At 52.1% G+C, this 23,727-nt stretch carries 16 protein-coding genes; 13 read left to right on the plus strand and 3 right to left on the minus strand.

The features are described from left to right. Positions 1-64: 64 nt before the first annotated feature. The 3 genes from FD30_RS03760 (at position 65) to FD30_RS03770 (ending at position 5,274) form a co-directional block, all read left to right on the plus strand. Positions 65-1,399 carry a gluconate:H+ symporter gene (locus FD30_RS03760; protein WP_056943933.1) on the plus strand — a complete coding sequence of 445 codons (1,335 nt, stop codon included), beginning with the start codon at positions 65-67 and terminating at the stop codon, positions 1,397-1,399. A gap of 452 nt (positions 1,400-1,851) precedes the next feature. Beyond that, complete coding sequence (locus tag FD30_RS03765; RefSeq protein ID WP_056943934.1) at positions 1,852-2,580, plus strand: GntR family transcriptional regulator; 729 nt, start codon at positions 1,852-1,854, stop codon at positions 2,578-2,580. Positions 2,581-2,814: 234 nt separating this feature from the next. Next, positions 2,815-5,274, plus strand: a complete 2,460-nt coding sequence (locus tag FD30_RS03770; protein ID WP_056943935.1) for a phosphoketolase family protein — start codon at positions 2,815-2,817, stop codon at positions 5,272-5,274. 73 nt (positions 5,275-5,347) lie between these two features. Here FD30_RS03770 and FD30_RS03775 read toward each other — a convergent pair whose 3' ends face one another. Next, on the minus strand, positions 5,348-6,262 hold the full coding sequence (locus FD30_RS03775; RefSeq protein ID WP_225426469.1) for an AraC family transcriptional regulator: 915 nt from the start codon (positions 6,260-6,262) through the stop codon (positions 5,348-5,350). Positions 6,263-6,496: 234 nt separating this feature from the next. Between FD30_RS03775 and FD30_RS03780 the strand changes: the two genes are divergently transcribed. From FD30_RS03780 to FD30_RS03815, 8 genes are all read left to right on the plus strand, one after another. After that, the gene (locus FD30_RS03780; protein WP_056943937.1) at positions 6,497-8,557 is read left to right on the plus strand and encodes a glycoside hydrolase family 31 protein; all 2,061 of its coding nucleotides are present in this window, start codon (positions 6,497-6,499) and stop codon (positions 8,555-8,557) included. A 48-nt stretch (positions 8,558-8,605) separates the two neighbouring features. After that, positions 8,606-8,806: a hypothetical protein gene (locus FD30_RS03785; protein ID WP_056943938.1), complete on the plus strand. Its 201-nt coding sequence runs from the start codon at positions 8,606-8,608 to the stop codon at positions 8,804-8,806. Positions 8,807-8,850: 44 nt separating this feature from the next. Continuing rightward, entirely contained in the window at positions 8,851-10,260 is a 1,410-nt protein-coding gene (locus FD30_RS03790) for an MFS transporter (RefSeq protein WP_056943939.1), read from the plus strand. Positions 10,261-10,761: 501 nt separating this feature from the next. Next, a complete protein-coding gene (locus tag FD30_RS03795; protein WP_056943940.1) occupies positions 10,762-12,153 on the plus strand; it encodes a DUF2252 domain-containing protein in 1,392 nt (463 codons plus the stop codon). A 347-nt stretch (positions 12,154-12,500) separates the two neighbouring features. Then, positions 12,501-13,034, plus strand: a complete 534-nt coding sequence (locus FD30_RS03800; protein ID WP_056943941.1) for a hypothetical protein — start codon at positions 12,501-12,503, stop codon at positions 13,032-13,034. Positions 13,035-13,124: 90 nt separating this feature from the next. Continuing rightward, a complete protein-coding gene (locus FD30_RS03805) occupies positions 13,125-13,751 on the plus strand; it encodes a sugar O-acetyltransferase (RefSeq protein ID WP_056943942.1) in 627 nt (208 codons plus the stop codon). After that, positions 13,735-15,948: an alpha-galactosidase gene (locus FD30_RS03810; RefSeq protein WP_056943943.1), complete on the plus strand. Its 2,214-nt coding sequence runs from the start codon at positions 13,735-13,737 to the stop codon at positions 15,946-15,948. Before FD30_RS03805 ends, FD30_RS03810 begins: the two co-directional genes overlap by 17 nt. 420 nt (positions 15,949-16,368) lie before the next feature. Further along, complete coding sequence (locus tag FD30_RS03815) at positions 16,369-18,318, plus strand: sugar MFS transporter (protein WP_056943944.1); 1,950 nt, start codon at positions 16,369-16,371, stop codon at positions 18,316-18,318. A gap of 527 nt (positions 18,319-18,845) precedes the next feature. Here the strand turns inward: FD30_RS03815 and FD30_RS03820 are convergent. Both FD30_RS03820 and FD30_RS03825 read right to left on the minus strand, forming a co-directional pair. Continuing rightward, complete coding sequence (locus FD30_RS03820; protein WP_056943945.1) at positions 18,846-19,160, minus strand: hypothetical protein; 315 nt, start codon at positions 19,158-19,160, stop codon at positions 18,846-18,848. Between the two features lie 295 nt (positions 19,161-19,455). Then, on the minus strand, positions 19,456-20,403 hold the full coding sequence (locus tag FD30_RS03825) for an NAD(P)-dependent oxidoreductase (protein ID WP_056943946.1): 948 nt from the start codon (positions 20,401-20,403) through the stop codon (positions 19,456-19,458). Positions 20,404-21,141: 738 nt separating this feature from the next. On the opposite strand from FD30_RS03825, the gene FD30_RS03830 reads away from it, so the two are divergent. Both FD30_RS03830 and cydB read left to right on the plus strand, forming a co-directional pair. Further along, a complete protein-coding gene (locus FD30_RS03830) occupies positions 21,142-22,593 on the plus strand; it encodes a cytochrome ubiquinol oxidase subunit I (protein ID WP_056943947.1) in 1,452 nt (483 codons plus the stop codon). Further along, the gene (gene cydB, locus FD30_RS03835) at positions 22,586-23,596 is read left to right on the plus strand and encodes a cytochrome d ubiquinol oxidase subunit II (protein ID WP_056943948.1); all 1,011 of its coding nucleotides are present in this window, start codon (positions 22,586-22,588) and stop codon (positions 23,594-23,596) included. Before FD30_RS03830 ends, cydB begins: the two co-directional genes overlap by 8 nt. The last annotated feature ends 131 nt before the right edge of the window (positions 23,597-23,727 follow it).

A 23,727-nucleotide genomic window follows, 5' to 3' on the forward strand; every position in this document is an offset into this window, starting at 1 on the left:
GCGATAAGCGTTGGTTTTTATTTAGATGAATTAGTGAAAAAAGTAACATTAGGAGGCGTAGGCTGTGCCAATTCTGATTATCGCTTTGGGTGTCGCATTATTGGTTTTTATGATTATTAAGCTAAAAATGAATACGTTTATTTCGTTAGTGGTGGTATCAATCACGGTCGGACTATCCTTAGGAATTCCCTGGAACAAGATTGCTGAAGTGGTTGAAAAGGGAATTGGTGACCAGGTTGGACACTTGGCCATTATCTTTGGATTAGGTTCAATGTTAGGGAAGCTAATCTCTGATTCCGGTGCCGGACACCGAATTGCCACGACGTTGACGGATAAATTTGGTCGACGCTATATTGAATGGGCGGTCGTGATTGCGTCCTTCATCATTGGCTTAGCTTTGTTCTTTGAAGTCGGGCTGGTGGTTCTTTTACCAATCATCTATGTGATTGCGCAAGAAATGAATATGGCGTTACTGTACTTAGCAATTCCGATGGCGGCGGCGTTAAACGTGGCCCACGCCTTCTTACCGCCGCATCCGGCGCCAACTGCCATTGCAGGGATTATGGGGGCACCACTAGGCCAAGTCCTATTGTTGGGGATGATTGCGGCTGTACCAACGATTATCATTATGGGACCGGGCTACAATCATGTGTTACACCGCTTAGCTCTCCAGATTTACCACAAGGATGTTAAGATTCCCGTTTTGGGGGAGCTTAAGACCTTTAAAGAAGATGAGATGCCTAAGTTTGGGATTAGCTTGGTCACGGCCATTATGCCGGTTATCTTGATTGTGATTGCGACGGTCGTTAAGTACGTTTTGCCGAAGCCGTGGTTGTTGTCTAAGGTTCTCCGGTTTATCGGAATCCCGGATATTGCGATGATTGTGTCCTTGCTCTTGGCGATTTATACCGTTGGCTTGTCACGCGGAATGAAAATGAAGCGCATCGGACAGTCACTCGAGACAGCCGTCAAGCAGATTGCAATGATGCTCCTGATCATTGGTGGTGGGGGTGCCTTCAAAGAAGTGCTGGTTGAAGGGGGCGTCGCAACCTACGTCTCTCACTTGTTTACGAATTTAGACTTATCACCCATCATTGCCGCGTGGTTGATTACGGCGGTCTTACGGGTCTGCTTAGGATCAACGACGGTCGCCGCGTTAACGGGGGCTGGTTTAGCAGCGCCGATGATTGCGACGACAGGCGTTGATCCAGCGTTGATGGTCTTGGCCGTAGGTGCGGGGTCTGTGTTCTGTGACCACGTCAACGGGGCTGGCTTTTGGATGGTTAAACAGTATCTTGGCCTGAGCCTTAAGGAAGCTTTGGTATCCTGGACGACGTTGACCATGCTAATGTCGGTGGTTGGCTTAGTGATGGTGTTAGGAATTTCCCTGTTTGTTTGAGAATTGAAATGAGTAACGAGGACTTGAAAGTCATAGCGGCTTTCGAGTCCTTTTTGCGCTGAATTTTAGCCTAAAGCGGTCCACCAGCCCATTTCCAAGCCCCTTTCCTTGAATCCCGCCGCAGTTTGTGATAAGTTTACACCGTAAATTGTGTTTAGTAATAAACAAATTTATAACGGAATGGCCCCGGCACCAACTAGAGGGTGCGGGTCCGTTTTAGGGCGGTCTGGTCGGTAGGCAACCTCAGGGAGCTGGGTGATGACCTTCAAAGATAAGCAGCAGGTTGTGGCGCAAATTGAAGTCAGTTTGAACGGTCGCGTGGATAAAAAGTGGTTATAGTGAGGAATTTTCGCAAATTGGTGCGGTCCACATTATAAAAAAGTCCCGCTTAGCGTGTTTTTCTGGTATACTGTCACAATTGTTAGTATTGCTAAGCCTTTAGGAGTGTGCCGATGGCAGATTTAGTCTATCAACATGTGATGCGTGACTTAAAGACGCGCATTCGGCATGGAGAGTTTAAAACCAAAAAATTACCAGATGAACGCAGCCTCAGCGAGAGCTACCAGGTGAGCCGTAGCACGATCAAGCGGGCCATGGGCGTCCTCGTGGACCAAGGCATCATTTTCAAGAAGCGGGGGTCCGGGACCTTCATCAACCCGCTATACCTGAAAGACCAGTCGGCCTTTCGGTATGAGGGGAAGAACTTGGGGATCACGGATAGCTTTCAGATCGATGGGGAGCGGCCTAAGATAAAATTGTTAGACTACCAAGTCATCCGAGCGACCCCCGAACTGCAGCAGGACCTCTTCTTAAAGGAAGACGAGTTCGTGTACCAGATCAAGCGGCTGCGTTCAGTTGACGACCAACCGGTGATTATCGAGACGGGGTATATCCCCATCAAAATCGTCCCCACGTTGACGGCCGAAGTCGTGCAGAGTTCCATTTTTAATTACATTCAGGAAGCCCAGGGGCGGGCCGTCAACAAGTCCTTCTTGTCGATCCGGGCCCAACCCTCGAACGCCGAAGACCAGGATCTCCTGGCACTGGCGCCTAACGAACCGGTCGGGGTCATGGAAGGGATTTTCTTCCTCGATGACGGCACGCCGTTTGAAGTTTCCAACATGCACCTGCATTACAAGTACCTCAAATATGGCACGTTTGTGAATTTAAATGAGGATTAGGGCAATTTTTTCTGGAACCCGTTTCAGAAAAAGCCGTATCCTATCAGACCGCGGATGGTGTCAGGTCAATTTTAAAATTTTGGGATAAGTTTTTTTAAAATTGGACCGTATCAATTTACAAAGTAGTTGACTTTTCTCAAAAAGTCCGTATTATTAGAGAAAGTAAATTGATCTTATGTGATTTACGAACGCATTGTAACGATGTTAGTTACCCAACGAAGGAGTGTAAAATTCATGGCAGTAGATTTCGATTCCAAATCCTACTTGGAAAAAGTTGACGCCTGGTGGCGCGCAACGACCTACCTTTCTGGTGGGATGATTTTCCTGAAGGACAACCCACTGTTCTCAGTTACCAACACACCAATTAAAAAAGACGACGTTAAGGTTAAGCCTATCGGGCACTGGGGGACTATCTCCGGTCAAACCTTCTTATACGCTCACGCAAACCGTCTGATCAACAAGTACGGTTTGAACATGTTCTACATCGGTGGCCCTGGTCACGGTGGCCAAGTTATGGTAACCAACTCCTACTTGGACGGAACTTACACGGATGCATTCCCAGAAATCACCCAAGACCTTGAAGGTATGGCTCGCTTGTACAAGCGCTTCTCCTTCCCAGGCGGGATCGGTTCTCACATGACCGCTCAAACGCCAGGTTCTCTGCATGAAGGTGGAGAATTAGGTTACTCTCTGTCTCACGCGGTTGGTGCCGTGTTAGACAACCCAGACCAAGTGGCCTTCACGGTCGTTGGTGATGGGGAAGAAGAAACTGGTCCAGCCATGACGGCTTGGAACTCCATCAAGTTCTTGAACCCTAAGAACGACGGTGCCGTATTACCAATCCTTGACTTGAACGGGTTCAAGATTTCTAACCCAACGATCTTCTCACGGATGAGTGACGACAAGATCGCTAAGTTCTTCGAAGGTTTAGGTTGGTCACCACGGTTCATCGAAAACGATGATATCCATGACTACATGACTTACCATGAAAAGGCCGCTGCTGTCTTTGACCAAGCAGTTGCTGATATTCAACAAATCCAAAAAGATGCTCGCGAAAACGGCAAGTACGAAGATGGCGAAATTGCACCATGGCCAGTCGTTATTGCACGTTTACCAAAGGGTTGGGGTGGTCCTAAGCAAAACCCAGCCGGCGAACCAATTGAAAACTCATTCCGTGCGCACCAAGTTCCACTTGGTCTGTCACAAAACAACTTCGACGAACTTCCAGAATTCGAAGCTTGGATGAAGTCATACAAGCCAGAAGAATTATTCAACACGGATGGAACGTTGAAGGCAGAAGTTGCCGACTTTGCACCTAAGGGTGACAAACGGATGGCAGCGAACCCAATTGCCAACGGTGGCCGTCGTCGTGGCGAAAAGCCAGCAATGTTAGACTTACCAGACTGGAAGTCCTTTGCTAACGACATCAACGCTGACAACCGTGGGACGAACTTACCAGATGGTAAGCAAAACATGGACATGAACGTGTTATCACAATTCTTCGCCGGTGTTGCGACGAAGAACCCAACGTCATTCCGGATCTTCGGACCTGACGAAACCATGTCCAACCGTCTCTGGGACATGTTCAAGATCACGAACCGTCAATGGATGAGTAAGGTCAAGGAACCAAATGACCAATACGAAGCACCAGAAGGCCGGATCTTGGATGCTCAATTATCCGAACACCAAGCTGAAGGTTGGTTGGAAGCTTACACGTTAACTGGTCGTCAAGGGGTCTTCACTTCTTACGAATCATTCTTACGCGTTGTGGATTCCATGATTACCCAACACTTCAAGTGGATCCGTCAAGCTGCCGCTGAAGACTGGCGCAATGATTACCCATCATTGAACTTGATCTCCACGTCAACTGTGTTCCAACAAGACCACAACGGGTACACCCACCAAGATCCAGGTATCTTAACTCACTTGGCTGAAAAGAAGTCTGACTTCATTCGCCAATACCTGCCAGCTGATGGGAACACCTTGTTAGCTGTCTTCAACCGTGCTTTCCAAGACCGTCAAAAGGTTAACCACATCGTGGCTTCTAAGCAACCACGTCAACAATGGTTCTCCGTTGATGAAGCTGAAGAATTGGCAACTAAGGGAATCAAGGCTATCGACTGGGCTTCCACTGTTGCTGAAGGTGAAGATGCTGATATCGTCTTCGCTTCTGCCGGTGTTGAACCAACCATCGAAACTTTGGCTGCTGTTGACTTGATCAACGACGCCTTCCCAGCTGTTAAGATGCGTTACGTCAACGTTGTCGAATTAGGTCGTCTTCAAAAGAAGAATGGCCCTCTGAACGCAGAACGTGCTTTGTCTGATGACGAATTCAGTTCTCTGTTCGGTGAATCCGGCACGCCAGTTGTCTTTGGCTTCCACGGCTACGAAGACTTAGTAGAATCAATCTTCTACGAACGTCAACACTTAGGCTTACACGTCCACGGTTACCGTGAAGATGGTGACATCACCACGGCCTACGACATGCGGGTCTACTCCGAACTTGACCGCTTCCACCAAGCTAAGGATGCTGTTAGCGTCTTAGTAAACAAGGGTGTGGTTGACGAAGCTGCTGCTAAGGCCTTCGACAAGAAGATGGATGACATCTTAGCTAAGCACTTCAAGGTTACCCGTGACGAAGGTCATGATATTGAAGAATTCACGAAGTGGCAATGGACGCCATTGAAGAAGTAATCTTCGATTAACCTTTAATGAATTAAACGAAAAACGCTCGAGACTGCGGTCTCGGGCGTTTTTTTGTGCACTTTTAGTCTTCATCCTTGAGGTGATCCAGCAATTGTGGGTTGTCGGGGTCAACGTTGATGTTGTTCAGGTAGGTACGACTGTAGGAGTTACGGAACTTGGAGGGGGTAGTCTGGGTCACCTTTTTAAAGACTCGGAAGAAGTACTTTTCGTTCTGAAAGCTTAACTGGTCGGCAATTTGCTTGATGGAGAGGTCGGTGGTCAAGAGGAGTTGTTCGGCCTGCTCGATCTTGATTTGGTTAATGTAAGCGATGGTGGTCTGGTTCTCGTGAGTGCGGAACAGTAGGGTCAGGTAAGTGGGACTGATGTCAAAGTGGTCGGCAATCGTGTTCACGGTGAGGGACTCGTGACTGTGAATCTTGATCCAATTTTTAATGAATTCGAACTTAGTGGACCCCACGATGGATTGGTTGGTCTTCTCAGCGGAGAACTGGTTAGCGAGTTCGATGGTCAGGCTGGTCACGAAATAGTTTGCCGTTACGGGGAGGGTGGTTTGGTTGTTGGCGGAATCCAGGACTTGTCGGGCAAGAATGGTCACTCGGTCAAAGTGGCGAATGTGCATCTTCTGTGGGATCAGGACGCTGTTGGTGCCGTGTTTTTCTTTGGTAAAACTCGATGTCACGGAGCCATTGGGGAAGAAGTGGAGCCAGTAGTAGTTCGTGTGGTCGGGGGAGCCCTGGTAGCCGATGTGCCGGATAAATGGTGGAATCAGTAAGCAGTCGTGCGGGCCCAATTCGAACTGCTGCGCCCCAATTTTGATGTAGACTTTTCCGGTGATCATGATGAAGAGTTCGTAATCACCGTGGTTGGTGATGTCCTTGTGACGCCAGCCAGCAGAGGCGAAGTATTCGCCCGACTTAAATAATGTGAAAGGCTGGTCAACTTCGAATTTGTATACTTTTTGTGGCAAATTAGGCACCTCCGTTTTTCTTTTGTATACTTTTTTGTTAATTCTATGAGTTTCTTAGCGGGCCGTCAAGCTTTAGAATTGTAATTGTAATCGGTTACATAAAAGGTTAGAAATTACAGACTCGCTGCCTAGTCAGGGCGTCCCAGACAGCGGGAACGTCCTGACTAAGAAGACAAGTTGCTACTCGGAAGACCGTAAGTGGACTGCCGATACTGAGGCTTGATGATTGAGGAGGTCGTGAATTTGATTTACGAAGACAATAACTGCTTATACCTACGGAATAGTAACGAATTAGTGGAAATCCGTCCTTGGGGCACCAATAGTTTTCGGGTACGGAGTTCTAAGTATCCGGAGTACACGGGGAAGAATCACGCGTTAAGCATGCCCGTTCCCCAGAAGCAGGCGACGGTAAAAATTAGCGGTGATAACGGCCGGGGCCAGATTACTAATGGCAAATTAACGGCTAAGATCGACGCTTATAAGAATCTTAGCTTCTATAACCAAGACGGTCAACTGTTACTGAAAGGGTACCAGCGAAACCGGGTCGATGTGATGAGTACGGAAGTGGACGCCGAAAAGGTTAGCCACTTCAACAGTGCCTTGAATATTGATTCGCGGGAGTTCAAAGCCAATCCTGGAGCTGACTTTGAATTGAAAGTCCGATTCGAAGCCGATCCGGACGAAAAGCTCTTCGGGATGGGCCAGTACCAACAAGACTTCCTAGACCTGAAGAACGCCAACCTGGAACTAGCGCACCGTAATTCGCAAGCCAGCGTGCCGTTTGTCTTGTCGAGTAAGGGGTACGGGTTCTTGTGGAACAACCCAGCCATTGGTAATGTCAGCTTCGCCAAGAACATGACGGAATGGCACGCCTTATCGACGAAGGAAATGGATTATTGGGTAACCTGCGGGGATCAACCTAGCGAAATTGAAGAACAGTACGCAGCAGTTTCGGGGACGGTCCCGATGATGCCCGACTACGCGATGGGTTACTGGCAATGCAAATTACGGTACCGGACCCAAGACGAACTGCTGGCGGCGGCCCGCGAATTTAAGAAGCGGCAGTTACCCATCAGCGTGATCGTGATCGACTACTTCCACTGGCCGAAGTCTGGGGAGTATACATTTGATAAGAAATATTGGCCGGAACCTGAGAAGATGATCAAAGAATTGCACGAGATGGGGATTAAGTTGATGGTCTCCGTCTGGCCGACCATCGATGCCACCAGTAGCCATTATCAAGAAATGCACGAAGAAGGCTACTTGGTTCAGACGGAACGCGGTGTCCCAATTACCATGGACTTCTTGGGTAATAATGGATTTGCTGACTTTACCAATCCGGAAGCGCGGAAGTACATGTGGCAGCTTCTGAAGAAGAACTACTTTGACAAAGGCGTAGACCTCTTCTGGTTAGATGAAGCAGAGCCAGAGTACACCGTCTATGATTTTGATAATTACCGTTACTACGAAGGCAGTAACTTGCAGGTTGGTAACGCCTACCCGGTCGCTTATTCCCAGACGTTCTATGACGGGATGCGAGCAGAGGGACAACAAGACATCATCAACTTGGTACGTTGTGCTTGGGCCGGTAGTCAGAAGTATGGAGCGTTGGTCTGGTCTGGCGACATTGATTCGAGTTTCCAATCTTTACGTAACCAGCTAGCCATTGGGTTAAACATGGCGATTGCCGGGATCCCTTGGTGGACGACTGATATTGGCGGCTTCCACGGTGGGGTGGATGATGATCCGCAGTTCCGACAGTTGGTAACGCGGTGGTTCGAATTCGCCACGTTCTGTCCCGTCATGCGGATGCACGGGGACCGCGATCCCCATACCGAACCGCTGAGTCCCGTTGGTGGTGGGAAGATGCCATCCGGGGCGGCAACGGAGCCTTGGGCGTACGGGGATGACGCGTACGCGACCATGCGGAAATATATGAACCTGCGGGAAAACTTGAAGGATTATATCCGGACAGCCATGCAAGCGGCTCACGAGAAGGGAACGCCGGTCATCAAGCCATTGTTCTACGACTTCCCTAAAGATAGTCAGGCCTGGAACGTTGAGGACCAGTTCATGTTCGGCGCCAGCCTCTTAATTGCGCCGGTTCTCTATCAAGACAGCGCGCAACGGGACGTTTATCTGCCAGAAGGAACGGACTGGATTGAAGTGGCATCGGGGAACCGTCTGACAGGTGGAACCACAGTGAAAGTTGCGACGCCATTGGACCGGATTCCGGTCTTCGTAAAAGCTGCGGATTACCAGACACTCAAGCCCGCCTTCGTTGCTGCGGGGCTAGCAGATTAACCTCGCGACGTGAAGGCTGTGCCAGACGCGAAAAAGGAGAAATAGAAAATGAAATTATTTGGAAAGTTATTTGCGAGTCAATCAATTCTGTCTTGGATACTCCAAATCATTTTTATGGGACTGGCGTGGAAGGTCGCTGATCACACCATTCCGAATAACCTGGTTACGATTATCGGTGGGTCGGTCCTCATGCTCCTGATTTACGTCAGTCTGGCGCACGATAGTCGTCAAAAAATTTCGGATAAATAACGATGATCTTTTGATCCCGTGTCAATGAAGTGGAGGATTAAAGAATGAGTTCGAATAATACGGATCAGAACGTGGCGGCCGCTCAAGCTATGCTTGCCAGTGATAAGCTGCCATTTCATAGAAAATTAACGTACGGTTTTACCGATATGGCGGGGGACTTACTTTTTACGTTGGTGGGTTCCTATATGTTGTACTTCTTCACCAACGTCTTTGGCCTAGCCGTTGGGACCGCCGGGAGCTTACTCCTGTTAGGGCGGTTCATCGATGCGCTGGGCGCGCCGGTCATGGGGGTCTTAGTCGACCATACCCATAGTAAGTATGGGAAGAATCGGCCGTGGTTCCTGTGGATGGCGTTGCCGTTTACCATCTCGATTTGGTTACTGTTTACCACGCCGTCCCTAGGGAGTACCGCGAAAATCATTTACGCCGGTGCGATGTACATCATTGCGGAATTAGCCTATACGGCGTTATCGACCCCAATTACGTCCGTGTTGCCCAACCTATCGGCCAATTCGGATGAACGGACCTCAGCCAACTCGATTCGGATGGTCTTGGGGAACGTGGGGAACTTCTTCGCAGTGACGTTTGTCATGCCGCTGGCTTCGTTCCTGGGTAACGGAAATGAACGCCGGGGTTGGTCGTTGGCTGTTGGGTTGTATGCGGTGATTGCCTTTATCATCTTAATGATTGCCTTCTTCGATATGCGCGAAAAGAACATTGCGGAAGAAAAGATTATTACGATTCGAGAAAGTGTCAAGGCCACTAAGAAAAACTGGCCATGGGTCTTGATCGTCTTGGCCAACTTGCTCTTGTGGACGGCTTATTCCGCGCGGAACGCGGCTTTACCGTATTACTTCCAATACAATCTAGACAATAAGAGCCTAATCTCGATTTTTAACGGATTTTCTATTATTCAAATTATCGGGATGGCTTCCGTTCCCTTCATCGTAAAGTACCTACATAAATGGGGGACGACGGTCTTGATGCTGGGAATGACCATGGTAGGTCAAATCTGGATTGGTTTTGCGGGAACCAACGTCACCTCGGCTTTAATCGGTTGGTTCTTGGCCTGCATCGGGTCCGGGTCGGCCATGACCATGTTCTTCTCCATGGTTGGGGATACCGTTGATTTCGGTGAATGGAAGACTGGTATTCGGGCCAACGGCTTCTTAACGGCGATGGGGGCGTCATTCTGTATCCAAATGGGTTCTGGGATCGGGTCCTTCGTCGCGGCTAGAATCTTAGCGGCGTTTGGCTTTACGGCGGCGAAAGCAGTTCAGACGGCTGGTAGTTTGTCAGCCATTAGTTTCACGTTCGTCTGGGTTCCCGTGATCATTTACGCCTTAAGTGCCGTTTGCATGGTCTTCTATCGTAAGTGGGAAAAGCATGAACCAATTGTTACCGAGGAATTAGCTGAACGGCGGGCCCGAGAAGAAGCGACGACTGAAGAGTAGCGTCGATGTTTCCTGATTAGTAATCATGTGGCTAATTGGCATGGGTGTCGTGCGAGTTGATGACTGAATCTAGGCATGGCTCTTAAGTATTGTGCTGGCCCGTGAGTCTAAGGGTAAGTCATTTTATTTCGGTTAAATAAATTATAATTGGAAACTTAAAGGGTTTGAACGGCTGGCTATGGTTATGTTTACGCTACTGTAAGCCGTGAGGATGGTCAGACAAGGCTCAGCCGTGACATTTTCCTTGGTGAGCGTTTCTTAGCTCGCCTAGGAAAAGGCCAAGCTTGAAGACCTGCACCTTGGGCTTCAAGTTGTGCCCACGGCGTTCCAGCTTTGTCTGGTCGTCCGGTAAGGCGAATGATCAGACACCCCTCTAGTATGCAACGGATTAAGCCACTCGGTTCTTAGCCGAACCGAGTGGCTTTTTCTGTGCTGTAAGAGTATCCGTCCAACACGAACATGGAGTAGAATAGGGGGTAACGAACACGAGGAGGTGGCGTCATGACGCCAGCAAAATTCAGTACGGGACGGGTCCAGGTCGATAAGACGGTCTCGGAATTGCGGGCAATGGGGAAGGCCGCCCGCGCGAAGGTCTCCTTCGAGGACCTGGGGCGGTTCCAGCCGACCGGGCGCGATAGTCGGCCCATGATGGACCAGGTCCGGCGGATGTTGATTCCCGAACTATTACCCGAACGGACCCGCCGGATGGGGGCCTCACCCTTTGCCTTTTTCCGGGGGACGGCCGAACTGATGGAGGCGGACTTGGATACCCAGCTGAACACGGGGATCCTCACGTTTACCTGCGGGGATGCACACATCGGGAACTTCGGGTTCTACGCGTCCCCTGAACGGCGCTTGTTATTCGACCTGAACGACTTTGACGAAGCCGGCATTGCGCCTTGGGAGTGGGACCTTAAACGGCTGTTGGTCAGCGTGGTCTTAGCCGGCCGGGCGAACGGGTTCAAGGAAAAGAAGCTCAAGGAGTGCTTGCCCGAGGTCGCCAATAGTTACCGTAAGAGCATCAAGAAGATGTTCGACCAGACCACGCTGGACCGTTTCTACCCGTTGAACGACGTGGAGAAGCTGGTTCAGGCCAGCGCCTTGGATCAAGATAATTACCAATTGTTGATGAACATCATTAACCACGCCAACAAACGTGATTCGGAACAGGTGGTCCGTAAGTTTACCACCCTGGATCAGCGTGGGGGCTTGTGTTTCCGGGAAAACGCACCGCGCACCACCCACGTGAGCGACGACTTCACCCAAAACGTGAGTGCCTACTTCGGGGCTTACCGGGCCACCCTGCGGCCGGACGTGAACCTTTTGTTGTCGCAGTACCACATCACCGACGTGGTTCGACACAGTGTCGGTGTGGGGAGCTTTGGGTCGCGCTGTTATTTGATTCTGCTGACTGCTATCGACGGGTCGCATTTAGTACTGCAGGTCAAAGAAGCCCTGCCGACCCGGCGGCGGGGGAGCCAACGCAGTACCCGCTTGACTGCGGCTTTCGAACAAACGGAAGGGCAACGAATCGTGGATTCCCAGAAGATTCTGCAGTCGGCCTCCGATTCCTTTCTGGGGTACTTCAGTGGGAAGCAACGTAGCTTCTACGTGCGTCAGTTCCGCGACATGAAAGAGTCCGTGGATCTGACCCAACTGGATTGGGACCAGTTCCAGACCTACGCGCGGACCTGCGCGTGGACGCTGGCCATTGCCCACGCTCAGAGCCCGACCGCGGCTATGATTCGCGGTTACATCGGGGGCGGGGGAAAGACCTTAGACGCCCAACTGGCCAACTTTGCCTTCGCCTATGCGGACCAAGTCGCCGCAGACTACACCGCGTTTTGCGATTACCGCTTAAGCGACCAGGACCAACCCGTGACCACCAATTAAACATAACCGTCAGGAGATGCTGTGATGCGCCTGGCGGTTTTTTGCTGCGCTGGGAAGCTGAAACCTAGGCGTGAAAGTTTTCGTAAAATGAAAATTTACTAAAATTAGGAGAAATTCGGCAGAACGGCCAACTAAGTTTACGAAAATCCAATGAATTTATGAAAACGGATGATGACAACGCTAATCACTGTCGGTGGTGCGGATAAAGGGTGGTTTTCTGAAATAGTTTTCATTTTCTTTCAATTTTTAGCCGCCAATTCAGTTTAAAATTAAGCCTTTTCATTTCAAAACTAATTGGTATACTTATCACGTAACGAATTGTATCAGGATGTTTGGGGGTCAACGAGATGACAGCGTACACCAGTGAAGACTTTCAGATTGATCAGTTTTGGTTGGCGGCTTTCAGCGCCCAAGCGGAGCCACGCCCGACTACGGTAGTCGACACTTCCGGCCAACGGTATTTCCGGGACCGGTTTGGGAGTTCAGCCGAATATAACTATTTTTATAACGAGTCGCTAATCGCCTATTATCATCACCAATTGCGGTTAGCCAAACGGGCAGAATGTCTGGTAAAGCGTCAATTGGTCTACCTGAAAAATTTACATTCGGGAACCTTGATTGTTGAACCGGCTTCGGTGATGCCTCGTTCCCAGGGGCGGGGCGTGATGGTCACTCGCCGGCCGGTCTCAGCCACCCAGCGGCAGCAGTTATGCGTGACGCTGGCGGAACAATTACAGGAGATCCAGACGACTCAAGCGCAGGAACAGGCGGCCTTGGCGCACCAAATTGATGAGATGCGCCGCCTCTTAGCCCAACTGTACGCGCAGGGAATTGACCCGGGTGACTTCGTCCCATTGGCGGCCCGGGAGCCCAGTACTTAGACCCATACAAGATATCATCAATCGAGGAGATGTTGACCTATTACGTTACGACACTTAACCGACATCACCCCGGCGGAGAACCGCCAGCGGATGTTAGCCGGTCAACTCTACGATCCCAGTGAGGCCAGTCTGATGGCCGAACAGACCCGCTACCAGGCGGCTCTGGCCGAGTATAACCAGTTACCCTTTACCGATACTGCCGGCCGGAGTCGGTGGCTCCAAGCACACCTGGCAACGGTAGGGCCGGACTGTTACTTAGAACAACCATTTTATGCCAACTGGGGTGGCCACCACGTCCATCTGGGGGCGGGGATCTACGCCAACTTTCATTTAACGCTGGTCGACGACGGCGATATCTTCATCGGCGACCACACCATGTTGGGGCCCAACGTGACGTTAGCCACGGCGGGCCACCCGGTCGAGCCCCATCTGCGCAGGCGTGCCTACCAGTATAACCGCCCGATTCATTTAGGCGAAAATGTCTGGTTGGGCGCCAACGTCACGGTCTTGCCCGGCGTCACCATTGGCGAGAATACCGTGGTGGGCGCGGACAGCCTGGTCACTAAGGACCTGCCGGCCAACGTGGTGGCTTATGGGACCCCCGCCACCGTGCAGCGGCCCATCGATGACCGCGACCGGCGCACCTATTATCAACAGGAAACCATTGATCTAGAGATTCCAAGTCAGGAGGAACGTCACCATGTCGATCACCATTAATCCAGCGGCCACGGTCTTTCATCTACAGACCGACCACACCAGCTACATCGTTGAAATACTGCCTAACCAGACCTTAGGACAGGTCTACTACGGCGACCGGATTCCCGTCAAAGACGCCTATCCCAACCTCACCGCGCGCGAGGAGCGGGGCGGGACCCCGACCTGGCACGATGACCTGCCGGACTTTCAACCGGAACTGGTCAAGACCGAGTACGCGAGCTTGGGGAAGGGGGATTACCGCTACCCGGCCTTTCAGCTGACGCAGCCCAACGGTAGTCGGATCTCCGAATTCGTTTACCAAGACTATCAGCTGACGGCGGGTAAGCAGCGGTTACCCAAGTTACCATCAACCTTCGATGACACCCAAGACGGTGCGCAGACGTTGACCATCACCTTGAAGGACCGGTTGACGGGGGTCTTACAGCACCTAAACTACGCGGTCTTCCCGCACCAGGATGTCATCGTCCGCAGCGCGACCTTCGAGAACCCAACGGCCACGGCGGTTACCCTGAACACGGCCTACAGCGCTCAGCTGGATCTGCCGGACGATCGGTACGATTTTCTCCAGTTCGCCGGCGACTGGGCCCGGGAACGGCACCTGTACCGCAACCGATTGCGGCCGGGCAGTCAAAGTATCGCCAGTCTCCGTGGCGCCTCGAGTGCCCAGGAGAACCCGTTCATGATGCTGGCTCGACCGGAGACCACCGAGACCCAGGGAAGCGCCTATGGCCTGAACCTGGTGTACTCGGGGAACTTCAACGATAGCGTTGAGGTCAACCAGTTCGCCACCAGCCGAGTTTTAATCGGAATCAATCCGACCGAGTTCGCCTGGAACCTGGTACCAGAGAGTACCTTCCAGACGCCGGAAGCCATCTTGAGCTACACGTCGGCGGGGCTCAACCAGTTGTCCCAGCAGATGGGGGACTTCTACCAGCACCACTTGGTAAATTCGAAGTTTGCTAACCAGGAGCGCCCGGTCTTGATCAACAACTGGGAAGCCACTTACTTTGATTTCGATGAAGCCAAACTCATGACCATCGTCCGCCAGGCGCACGACCTGGGAATCGACATGTTCGTCTTGGACGACGGCTGGTTCGGCCACCGCAACGACGACACCACGTCGCTAGGCGATTGGTTCACCAATCAGCCTAAGTTCCCGCAGGGCTTATCGCACTTCTGTGACCAGGTCCACGCACTAGATATGCAACTGGGACTGTGGTTTGAACCGGAGATGGTCTCCAAGGACAGCGACCTCTACCGGGCCCATCCGGATTGGCTGATTGGCGACCCGAATGCGGAGTTGACGCCTAGCCGGCACCAGTTCGTCTTGGACATGTCGCGCAAAGACGTGATCGACTACCTGGCACAACGGATCAGTGAAATTATCGATGAGACCCACCTGGATTACATCAAGTGGGATATGAACCGGAACATCACCGAAGCCTTCAGCCATCAGCTGGCGGCGACCAACCAACTGGAGTTAGCCCACCGCTATATTCTGGGAGTCTACGACCTGTATGACCGGTTGACGCAGGCTTATCCGGACGTCTTGTTCGAGTCCTGCGCGTCCGGGGGCGGACGGTTCGACCTGGGGATGATGTACTACGCTCCCCAAGCTTGGACCAGTGATGATACGGATGCCGTGGAGCGTTTGAAGATCCAGTACGGCACATCGTACGGGTACCCGCAAGCTATGATGGGCGCCCACGTCTCTGCGGTGCCGAACGAGCAGGACGGGCGGATCACGTCACTGACTACCCGGGGCGCAGTGGCCTTCTTCGGGGACCTGGGTTACGAGTTAGACATCACCCAGATGACGCCGGATGAGCTACAGCAGATCAAGGAACAGGTAGCCTTTTACCACCAGTACCGACAGCTCTTCCAGTTCGGTAAATTCTACCGAATCGACAGTCCGTTTGCCGATGATGGCAATCTGACCAGCTGGGGCGTGGTGGCGTCCGACCAGTCTCAAGGCATCTTCGGGCGGTACCAACTGTTGAATCACCCCAACGCGCCGTACCAGCGCCAGTTCTTCCAGGGGTTGGATCCTAAACGACAGTACACGGTCAACGGCGGGGCGGAGCACTTCTCCGGGACCGAGCTGATGGCGGCGGGGTACTTCGTGCCGTCTGTGAAGCCGGCCAAGGGATACTCCAGCGACTTCAGCGCCCAGTTGTTCATCGTCGAAGCGGTTTAATTTTAGTTGGAATCAGTGCCTTACCGACTAGAGTAGTTGGCCGGCCAGCGGATGGTCAGTGAGCCTGAGTCTAGTGATTGCCAGGGCGGGAGGCCTGTATTGAAAATGGTGATTTTATCAGGTTTAATACTCGGGTTTGCCTCCCCAGGTGGTTAGAAATCAGCTTAGTGTTTTCGTGAGCCGTGAGGGCGACCAGACAGGGCTCAGCCGTGAAATTATTCTTAGTTGGCGTTCCTCAGCCAGCTTAGAATAAGGCCCAGCTTCGAGACCGCTCTGTGGCTCGAAGTGGTGCCCACGGCGTTCCAGCTCTGTCTGGTCGCTCGGTAAGGCGGATGTACCATGCAGTATCAGTTACAAAATAAAATCAATAAGATGATTTGGCCGCGCAATGCGGTCGAATAGAATGGTGAGGCGAGTAACATGGTCAATCAAAAGCAACCGGAAGCCGCAGAAAGCAAGTCCCGGCAGTTAGTTTCCCGGTTATCCTATTCATTTGGGGCGTTTGGACACGATGCCTTTTATTCAACGTTGTCCACGTACTTTATTATGTTTGTCACGGCGCACTTGTTCGATAAGACGGACGGGGCGCAAAGTAAGATGATTGCGGCCATCACAGCAATCATTTTCGTCCTGCGGTTCGTGGAATTAGCCATTGATCCGCTGATTGGGAACGCTATCGACAACACCCGGTCGAAGTGGGGCCACTTCAAGCCCTGGATCATTGCCGGGGGGACGATTGGGTCCATCGTTTTGGCCATCCTGTTCACCAACATGGGGGGCTTGAACACCAAGAACCCGATTCTGTACTTAATTTTGTTTGCGATTCTGTATATCACCATGGACATCTTCTACTCCTTCAAGGACGTGGGGTTCTGGTCCATGATTCCGGCGATTTCGTTTGACTCGGTCGAACGGGAAAAGACCGCGACTTACGCCCGGGTCGGCTCGACCATCGGGGCCAACATCGTGGGGGTCGTGGTTACGCCCATCGTGGTCTTCTTCTCCGTAAACGCCAACCACGGCCAAGGGGATACGCGCGGGTGGTTCGCCTTTGGGCTGATTATCGCACTGCTCTCCTGGATTTCCGCTATTGTGGTGGGGCTGGGAACTAAGGAAAATGATTCTGAGTTGCGGAAGAACACCGAAAAGACCACGGTGCGCGGGGTCTTCAAGGTCTTGGGCCGTAACGACCAGCTGATGTGGCTGTCGCTGACTTACGGGCTCTACACGTCCGGAATCGCCATCACTAACGCCATGGAATTCTACTACTTTACTTATATTCTGGGGAAACCCGGGCAATTCAGTCTGTTGGCGACGTTAAACGCCGTCATCGGGGTCTTCTCCGTCTTGGCCTTCCCACCCCTAGCGCGGAAGTTCAGTCGGCGGAAAGTCTTCTTCATCTCAATCGCCATCATGCTGGTCTCACTGGCTTGCTTCACGGTCGCCGGGGATTCTCTGCCGATGGTCCTGTTCTCCGCGGTCCTGTTCTTCATTCCGCAACCATTGATTTTCTTGGTAGTTTTGATGATCTTGAGTGACTCCGTGGAATACGGGCAATTGAAGTTCGGACACCGGGACGAATCCCTGACCCTGTCTGTCCGGCCCTTGCTGGATAAATTAGGGGGTGCGATCTCCAACGGGATCGTGGGGATTGCTGCGGTTCTGGCTGGAATGACTACGGGGGCAACGGCCGGCGACATCACTGGTCACGGTCAATTGGTCTTCAAGCTCTTCATGTTCGGCTTACCGACGCTGCTGGTTCTGGCGGGGACCTTTATCTTCTTCAAGAAGGTCACGCTGGATGAAAAGCAACACGCCCAAATCGTGGACGAGTTGGAAAAGACTTGGCACGAACACCTGGACACTAACCAGAATCCCGAGGATATCCAACAAGAACTCGCTGGTACCACGACGGTTCAGGTTCCCGTGAGCGGGGAACTGGTCTCCTTACAACAGGTGGCCGAACAGAGCTTCGCTTCGGGAAAGATGGGCGAAGGGTTTGCCATCAAGCCTAGTGACGGTGAGGTCTGCGCGCCGTTCGACGGAGTGGTCGAGGCGACTTTCCCGACCCGCCACGCGATTGGGTTGCGGTCGGATAACGGGGTCTTGTTACTGATCCATATTGGGGTCGACACGGTCACCATGCAGGGGACTGGGTTCGTCCAATACGTGACAGAGGGCGAGCACGTTGCGGCCGGACAGAAGCTGATTGAGTTCTGGGCCCCAGCCATCCACAAGGCGGGTCTGGATGATACCGTAATGGTGGTGGTTACCAACCATGGCGATTTAGCACCATTCAAACCGGCGAAGACAACCGGTACGGTCCACCAAGGCGACCCAATCTTAGATTTAACGTTAAAAACTGAATAGTTAACGATTAAGCACTGGAGAAACGATTCGTTTCTTCAGTGTTTTTGGTTATGATAAAGGGCCCGTAAGTACGTGAACTTGCGGGCCTAGTTTTATTGGATGAAAGAAATTGACGCTTTTAAACAACTATTGTGGTTTTATTCGCCTTACCGGGCGCCCAGACAGGGCTGGAACGCCGTGGGCACCACTTCGAGCCAAAAAGCGGTCTTGAAGCTGGACTTTATTCTAAGCCGGCTGAGAAACGCTAACTAAGAATAATTTCACGGCTGAGCTCTGTCTGGCCGCCCTCACGGCTTACACAGAAATTGGGCATCAACCTGGATTGGTTGAGCACTAACGTAAGGTCCCGGTGATCGCTAGAGCTCAGCCAGTGAAATTGGCGTTGGCTGAGTGGTTTTCTCAGCCTAGGCCAAGGCCGAGTTTCAAGATTCGCGGGTTGGGCGAAGCTTGAAATCGTGCCCACAGGCGTCACGGCTCTAGCGGTTGCCGGGACCGAATTCATTTGCAATTTAGCGTCAACATAAATTTTAGAATTGATGCAGGAAAATGGAATCCGCGTCTACGTCGGTGTGGAAGACCTCGTTGGCGTCGGAGAGTTGGAGGATGTTCTGCGGCTGGTGAGCTTCCTCGCCGGAGCAATCCTTCAAAGCCAGGAATTGGTGAGATTTTGAGTAGAGCACGACGGAACAATCGGCCGGATCGCGGCGTTGTGGATCGTAGTTCACACAGACCAGTTGTTGAACGAACGGCTCATTGATAAACGGCGAAATAATCGTCATTGCCCGCTTCTTAAACGTTGGTTGACTAAACGTGGTCCCCATCACGATAGTTTTGTGTCTCATTGTTATCTCCCCCTTGTAGTTTTAGCCTAGCACGAGTAAGGGGGTAAGGCGAGGCGGCCAATTTAGAATTCATGGCTAGCTTACAATCCTTAAGCATTCGGAGACGACTAACTTTACCAGGTGACCTAAAAGAGGTCCGGGACAAAATTCCCAGACCTCTTTTGTTCTTGTCACTAATGTTGCGGTGCTGAAACGTGCGACCAAAGGTAACTAGCTCCGCTTAACCCCGTAAGCCAGTATCCGACTTATGACGTTAATGCTCACTGGCTAATCGCCTTTGGTTCCACTCGTAGACTTAATACCCGCGTTGAGGGTCGACTTGGTTCACGGCCAAGTGCCCGTCGGCGAGGTAGCTGGTGAGGTTCTGGTAGAACAGTTCGAAGATGGGCCGGTTGTTGGCCACGGAGAATCCGGTCTGGTGTGGCGTGATTAAGACGTTAGCGTAGTCCCAGAGTTTGGATTCACGAGGAAGCGGTTCGGTCTCGAAGACGTCTAAAGCGGCGTTTAGAACTTCTCCTTTATCTAAGGCCTGCATCAATGCGGTGGTGTTCACGGAACTGCCCCGGCCGACGTTGACGAAGACCCGTAAGCCGGTCAACTGTTGGAAGAAGGCGGCGTTGAAGTAGTGGATGGTCGCGTCAGTAGCCGGCATGTTGTTGATCACGATGTCGGCGTCCTTTAAAAGTTCGGCATCGTGGTCCAGGCTGACGGTCTGCTGGAAGCCGTCGACGGGGTGGCCCGTGCGGTTGACCCCGTAAGGTGCGTTACCGAAACCGCGGAGAAGCTTCGCGATGGCTTGGCCGATGCTCCCGGTTCCGTAGATGACCACCCGCTGTTCGGACAGGCTGTGCAGGTCGTTACGGTTCGGTTGTTGCCAGAAGTGGCCGGCTTGGTTCTGCACAGCCCCGTCGAAGCCCCGCAGGAAGTAGAGCAGGTACCCGATGGTGGATTCGGCGATGGCCGGTGAGTAGACGCCACTGGCGTTGGTCAGGGCCACTTGGTGTTCGGCCAACCAGTCGAGCGGCAGGTAGTCGATGCCGGCACTAAAGGTCTGAATCCAGTGGACCTGGTTGCGGGGGTCCTTTAAGGCCTGATCACCCAGCGCACTCCAGCCGAAGATGCTGGTGATGGGCCCGGTGGCGTCCTGGTAGGTGTCGGGCGTGTAGAATTCTGCGTCCAGCGCGTCCAAGCGATGCCGCTGGTCCGGGGTCAGGGGATAAAGTAATAAGATACGTTCCGTCATGAAAAAGACCTCCTTGAGGGTAAAATTGACTGTCCCTAGTGTAGCACGTCTCCCGCCATTTACCGTATCATTTAGCGGGGAAAATCAGGTTTAACCGCTCAGCAAACGGGGGATGGTGCATCCGCTTACCCATGCGCCTTACCGGTCGGCCAGACAAGGCTGGAACGCCGTGGGCACCACTTCGAGCCACAGAGCGGTCTCGAAGCTGGGCCTTTTCCTAGGCGAGCTGAAAGACGCTCACCAAGGAAAATTTCACGGCTGAGCCCTGTCTGGCCGACCTCTCGGCTCACACTAGCCGTTAAATTGGACCTCGCGTGCCAAAAACACGATCACTACCGTTAGGCCCCAGCAGCCGATAGGGCCCAGCCGGTGAGATTAGCGTTAGGCCAGCGGGTTCCTGGCCTTAGGCTAAGGCCGAGCTTTGAGATTCGCGGGTTGGGCGAAGCTCAAAGTCGTGCCCACTGGCGTCACGGCCCTGCCAATCGGCTGTTGGGGCCGTCTGAATCCGCTAGTTGTGCCCCGGTAAGGCGCATGACCCCCACCATAGAAGCCCAGTAGCACACTTCTTCAAATATGTTACTTAGTTGAGCTGCCATAATGTCAGAAAAATGGACAGAAAAAGAAGCTTTTGCGCAAAACATCAAGGTGAATCATTGAATATTGGCTTATCACTCGATATAATGAGGATAAGCTAGCAATTATTTATTCATACACATAACGTTTGGGGAGGTTAGAACAATGCTTAATGTTGGTCTAGATATTCTAGGCTTAGCACGATTCCAATTCGGGATGACGACCGTTTTCCATTTCTTCTTTGTTCCGTTTTCCATCGGGTTGGCCTTTGTCGTTGCCGTTATGGAAACGATGTACGCCGTTAAAGACGACGAAGACTACAAGAAGATGGCCCAGTTTTGGGGCAAGATTTTCCTGTATAGCTTCGCCGTGGGGGTCGTGACCGGGATCATTCAAGAATTCCAATTCGGGATGAATTGGTCGGAATACTCACGGTTCATGGGGGACATCTTCGGGGCGCCGTTAGCCATCGAAGCGTTAGCCGCGTTCTTCATGGAATCCACGTTCATCGGCATGTGGATGTTCACTTGGGACCGCTTCAATAAGTGGGTCCACACGTTATTTATTTGGCTGGTTATGTTTGGGTCTTCTCTATCAGCACTATGGATTTTGGCTGCGAACAGTTTCATGCAGAACCCATTGGGCTACATCATTAACAAGCAGACCGGCCACGTTCAAATGGTCGACTTCGGTGCCATCGTGGGGAACCCCCAACTTTGGAACGAGTTCCCCCACGTTATTTTCGGGGCATTTGTAACCGCTGCCTTTGTCATTGCGGGTTGCTCCGCTTGGCGGTTGCTGAAGAAGGACCACGTCACGTTCTACCGGAAGTCCCTGCAGGTGGCCTTGGTCATCGGCTTGATTTTCTCATTAGGCTCCATCGCCAGTGGGGACACGCAGATGCGTTACCTGCTGAACAACCAGCCAATGAAGGTCGGGGCCATGGAAGGGCTCTACAAGAACTCGACGGAAAAGGGTGAATGGACGGCCATTGCGGGCTTTGATACCAAGGCGCACAAGACCACCTGGTCCGTGGACGTTCCGTATGTTTTGAACCTATTGAGTTACCATAAATTGACCGGGACCGTGACTGGGATGAACCAGGCCAATAAAGAGTTACACGCCAAGTACGATAAGAAATTCGGTAAAGACATCAACTACTACGTGCCAACCAATACCTTGTTCTGGAGCTTCCGGATTATGTCCGGTGCCGCCGCGTTATTTGCCTTGATTGCCGTGGTTGGGCTGATTATGAACCGTAAGAAGTCGCAAGCCATTATGAAGCAACGCTGGTTCCTGTATATCATGGGTATCTGCCTGTGGCTACCATTTATCGTGAACACTTGCGGTTGGTTCATCACGGAATTCGGTCGGTACCCGTGGGTGGTCTACGGCTTGTTGACTATCGCGGATGCGGTATCGCCAAACGTTTCCGTGGCCTCGCTGCTGACCTCAAACATTATCTACTTCCTGATGTTTGCCGGCATGGGGGTCGTCATGATCGTCCTGAGTCACCGGACCCTAAAGGCTGGACCGGGCGCGGACAATACCGACGGCTATGCGGCCAGTGACACTGATATTGATCCTTACTCGAAGGGGGCGTTCAACCATGACTAACTTACAATTACTCTGGTTTATCCTTATTGGCGTCCTGTTCAGTGGCTTCTTCTTCCTCGAAGGGTTCGACTTCGGGGTCGGCATGCTGATCAAGAGCTTCGCCCGCGATGATGCGGAACGGGACGTCGTGATTCGGACGATTGGCCCGCACTGGGACGGCAATGAAGTCTGGCTGATTACGGCCGGCGGGGCGATGTTCGCCTCGTTCCCGATGTGGTACGCCACGTTGTTCTCTGGCTTCTACCTGGTCTTGTTCCTGATTCTGGCCGCCCTGATTTTCCGGGGCGTGTCCTTCGAGTTCCGGGCGAACATGCGGACGCAGACCTGGAAGACCTTCTGGGAATGGGCCGGTACCATTGGGAGTGGTTGCGCGGCGTTCCTCTTCGGGATGCTGTTCACGGCCATGATCAAGGGGATGCCGATTGACCAAAATGGTGATATGACCGCGCACTTCACGGATTACGTCAACCTGTTCTCCATCGTGGGTGGGGTCGCCGTGACCGTCTTATGCCTAGTCCACGGCTTGAACTTTATCCGGTTGAAGACCGAGGGCGGCCTGCGTGACCGGGCCCGGGCTTGGAACAAGATTCTCTACCCGGTTCTATTCGCCGGGGAAGTGGTTTTCGCCATCCTGCTGTTCGTCTACACCGACTTCTTCCAGAAGAAGCCATTGAGCACCACGGTTATCGTGGCCTTCCTGGTCGTGGTCACCGCGTTGGCTTACTGGGGTGTCCTGGGCAACCACGAATGGTTATCCTTCGTGGGCAGTGGCCTGTCGTTGATTAGCGTGGTAGTCTTGATCTTCAACGGGTTGTTCCCGCGGGTCATGGTCGCCAACAATCCGGCGTACAGCCTGTTGATTAAGAACTCGTCGAACTCGCCGTACACGCTGCATCTGATGACTATTCTGACCTTCTCCATCTTGCCGATTGTCCTGGTCTACTTCATCTGGAGTTACTGGGTCTTCTACAAGCGGTTGGCGTCACCCAAGCAGAGTGCTTAACCTATAAATTGAAAACTTCTGAGAACCGTTCTGACCGGGTTGGTTGGGGCGGTTCTTTTTGGGTTGGGGTAGGTATAAAAAAATACTAAGCTTAGAGGCATAGAAGTTACCCGACGGGGTGCTCCTATGCC

The sequence above is a fragment of the Levilactobacillus namurensis DSM 19117 genome (assembly GCF_001434785.1).
Lineage (GTDB): Bacteria > Bacillota > Bacilli > Lactobacillales > Lactobacillaceae > Levilactobacillus > Levilactobacillus namurensis.

What these genes read in the sequence shown, in the direction of transcription:
- FD30_RS03765 (WP_056943934.1), top strand. Translation starts at nt 1,852, where the DNA reads ATGGCAGATTTAGTCTATCAACATGTGATGCGTGACTTAAAGACGCGC.
- FD30_RS03770 (WP_056943935.1), top strand. Translation starts at nt 2,815, where the DNA reads ATGGCAGTAGATTTCGATTCCAAATCCTACTTGGAAAAAGTTGACGCC.
- FD30_RS03785 (WP_056943938.1), top strand. Translation starts at nt 8,606, where the DNA reads ATGAAATTATTTGGAAAGTTATTTGCGAGTCAATCAATTCTGTCTTGG.
- FD30_RS03790 (WP_056943939.1), top strand. Translation starts at nt 8,851, where the DNA reads ATGAGTTCGAATAATACGGATCAGAACGTGGCGGCCGCTCAAGCTATG.
- FD30_RS03795 (WP_056943940.1), top strand. Translation starts at nt 10,762, where the DNA reads ATGACGCCAGCAAAATTCAGTACGGGACGGGTCCAGGTCGATAAGACG.
- FD30_RS03800 (WP_056943941.1), top strand. Translation starts at nt 12,501, where the DNA reads ATGACAGCGTACACCAGTGAAGACTTTCAGATTGATCAGTTTTGGTTG.
- FD30_RS03805 (WP_056943942.1), top strand. Translation starts at nt 13,125, where the DNA reads ATGTTAGCCGGTCAACTCTACGATCCCAGTGAGGCCAGTCTGATGGCC.
- FD30_RS03810 (WP_056943943.1), top strand. Translation starts at nt 13,735, where the DNA reads ATGTCGATCACCATTAATCCAGCGGCCACGGTCTTTCATCTACAGACC.
- FD30_RS03815 (WP_056943944.1), top strand. Translation starts at nt 16,369, where the DNA reads ATGGTCAATCAAAAGCAACCGGAAGCCGCAGAAAGCAAGTCCCGGCAG.
- FD30_RS03820 (WP_056943945.1), bottom strand. Translation starts at nt 19,160, where the DNA reads ATGAGACACAAAACTATCGTGATGGGGACCACGTTTAGTCAACCAACG.
- FD30_RS03825 (WP_056943946.1), bottom strand. Translation starts at nt 20,403, where the DNA reads ATGACGGAACGTATCTTATTACTTTATCCCCTGACCCCGGACCAGCGG.
- FD30_RS03830 (WP_056943947.1), top strand. Translation starts at nt 21,142, where the DNA reads ATGCTTAATGTTGGTCTAGATATTCTAGGCTTAGCACGATTCCAATTC.
- cydB (WP_056943948.1), top strand. Translation starts at nt 22,586, where the DNA reads ATGACTAACTTACAATTACTCTGGTTTATCCTTATTGGCGTCCTGTTC.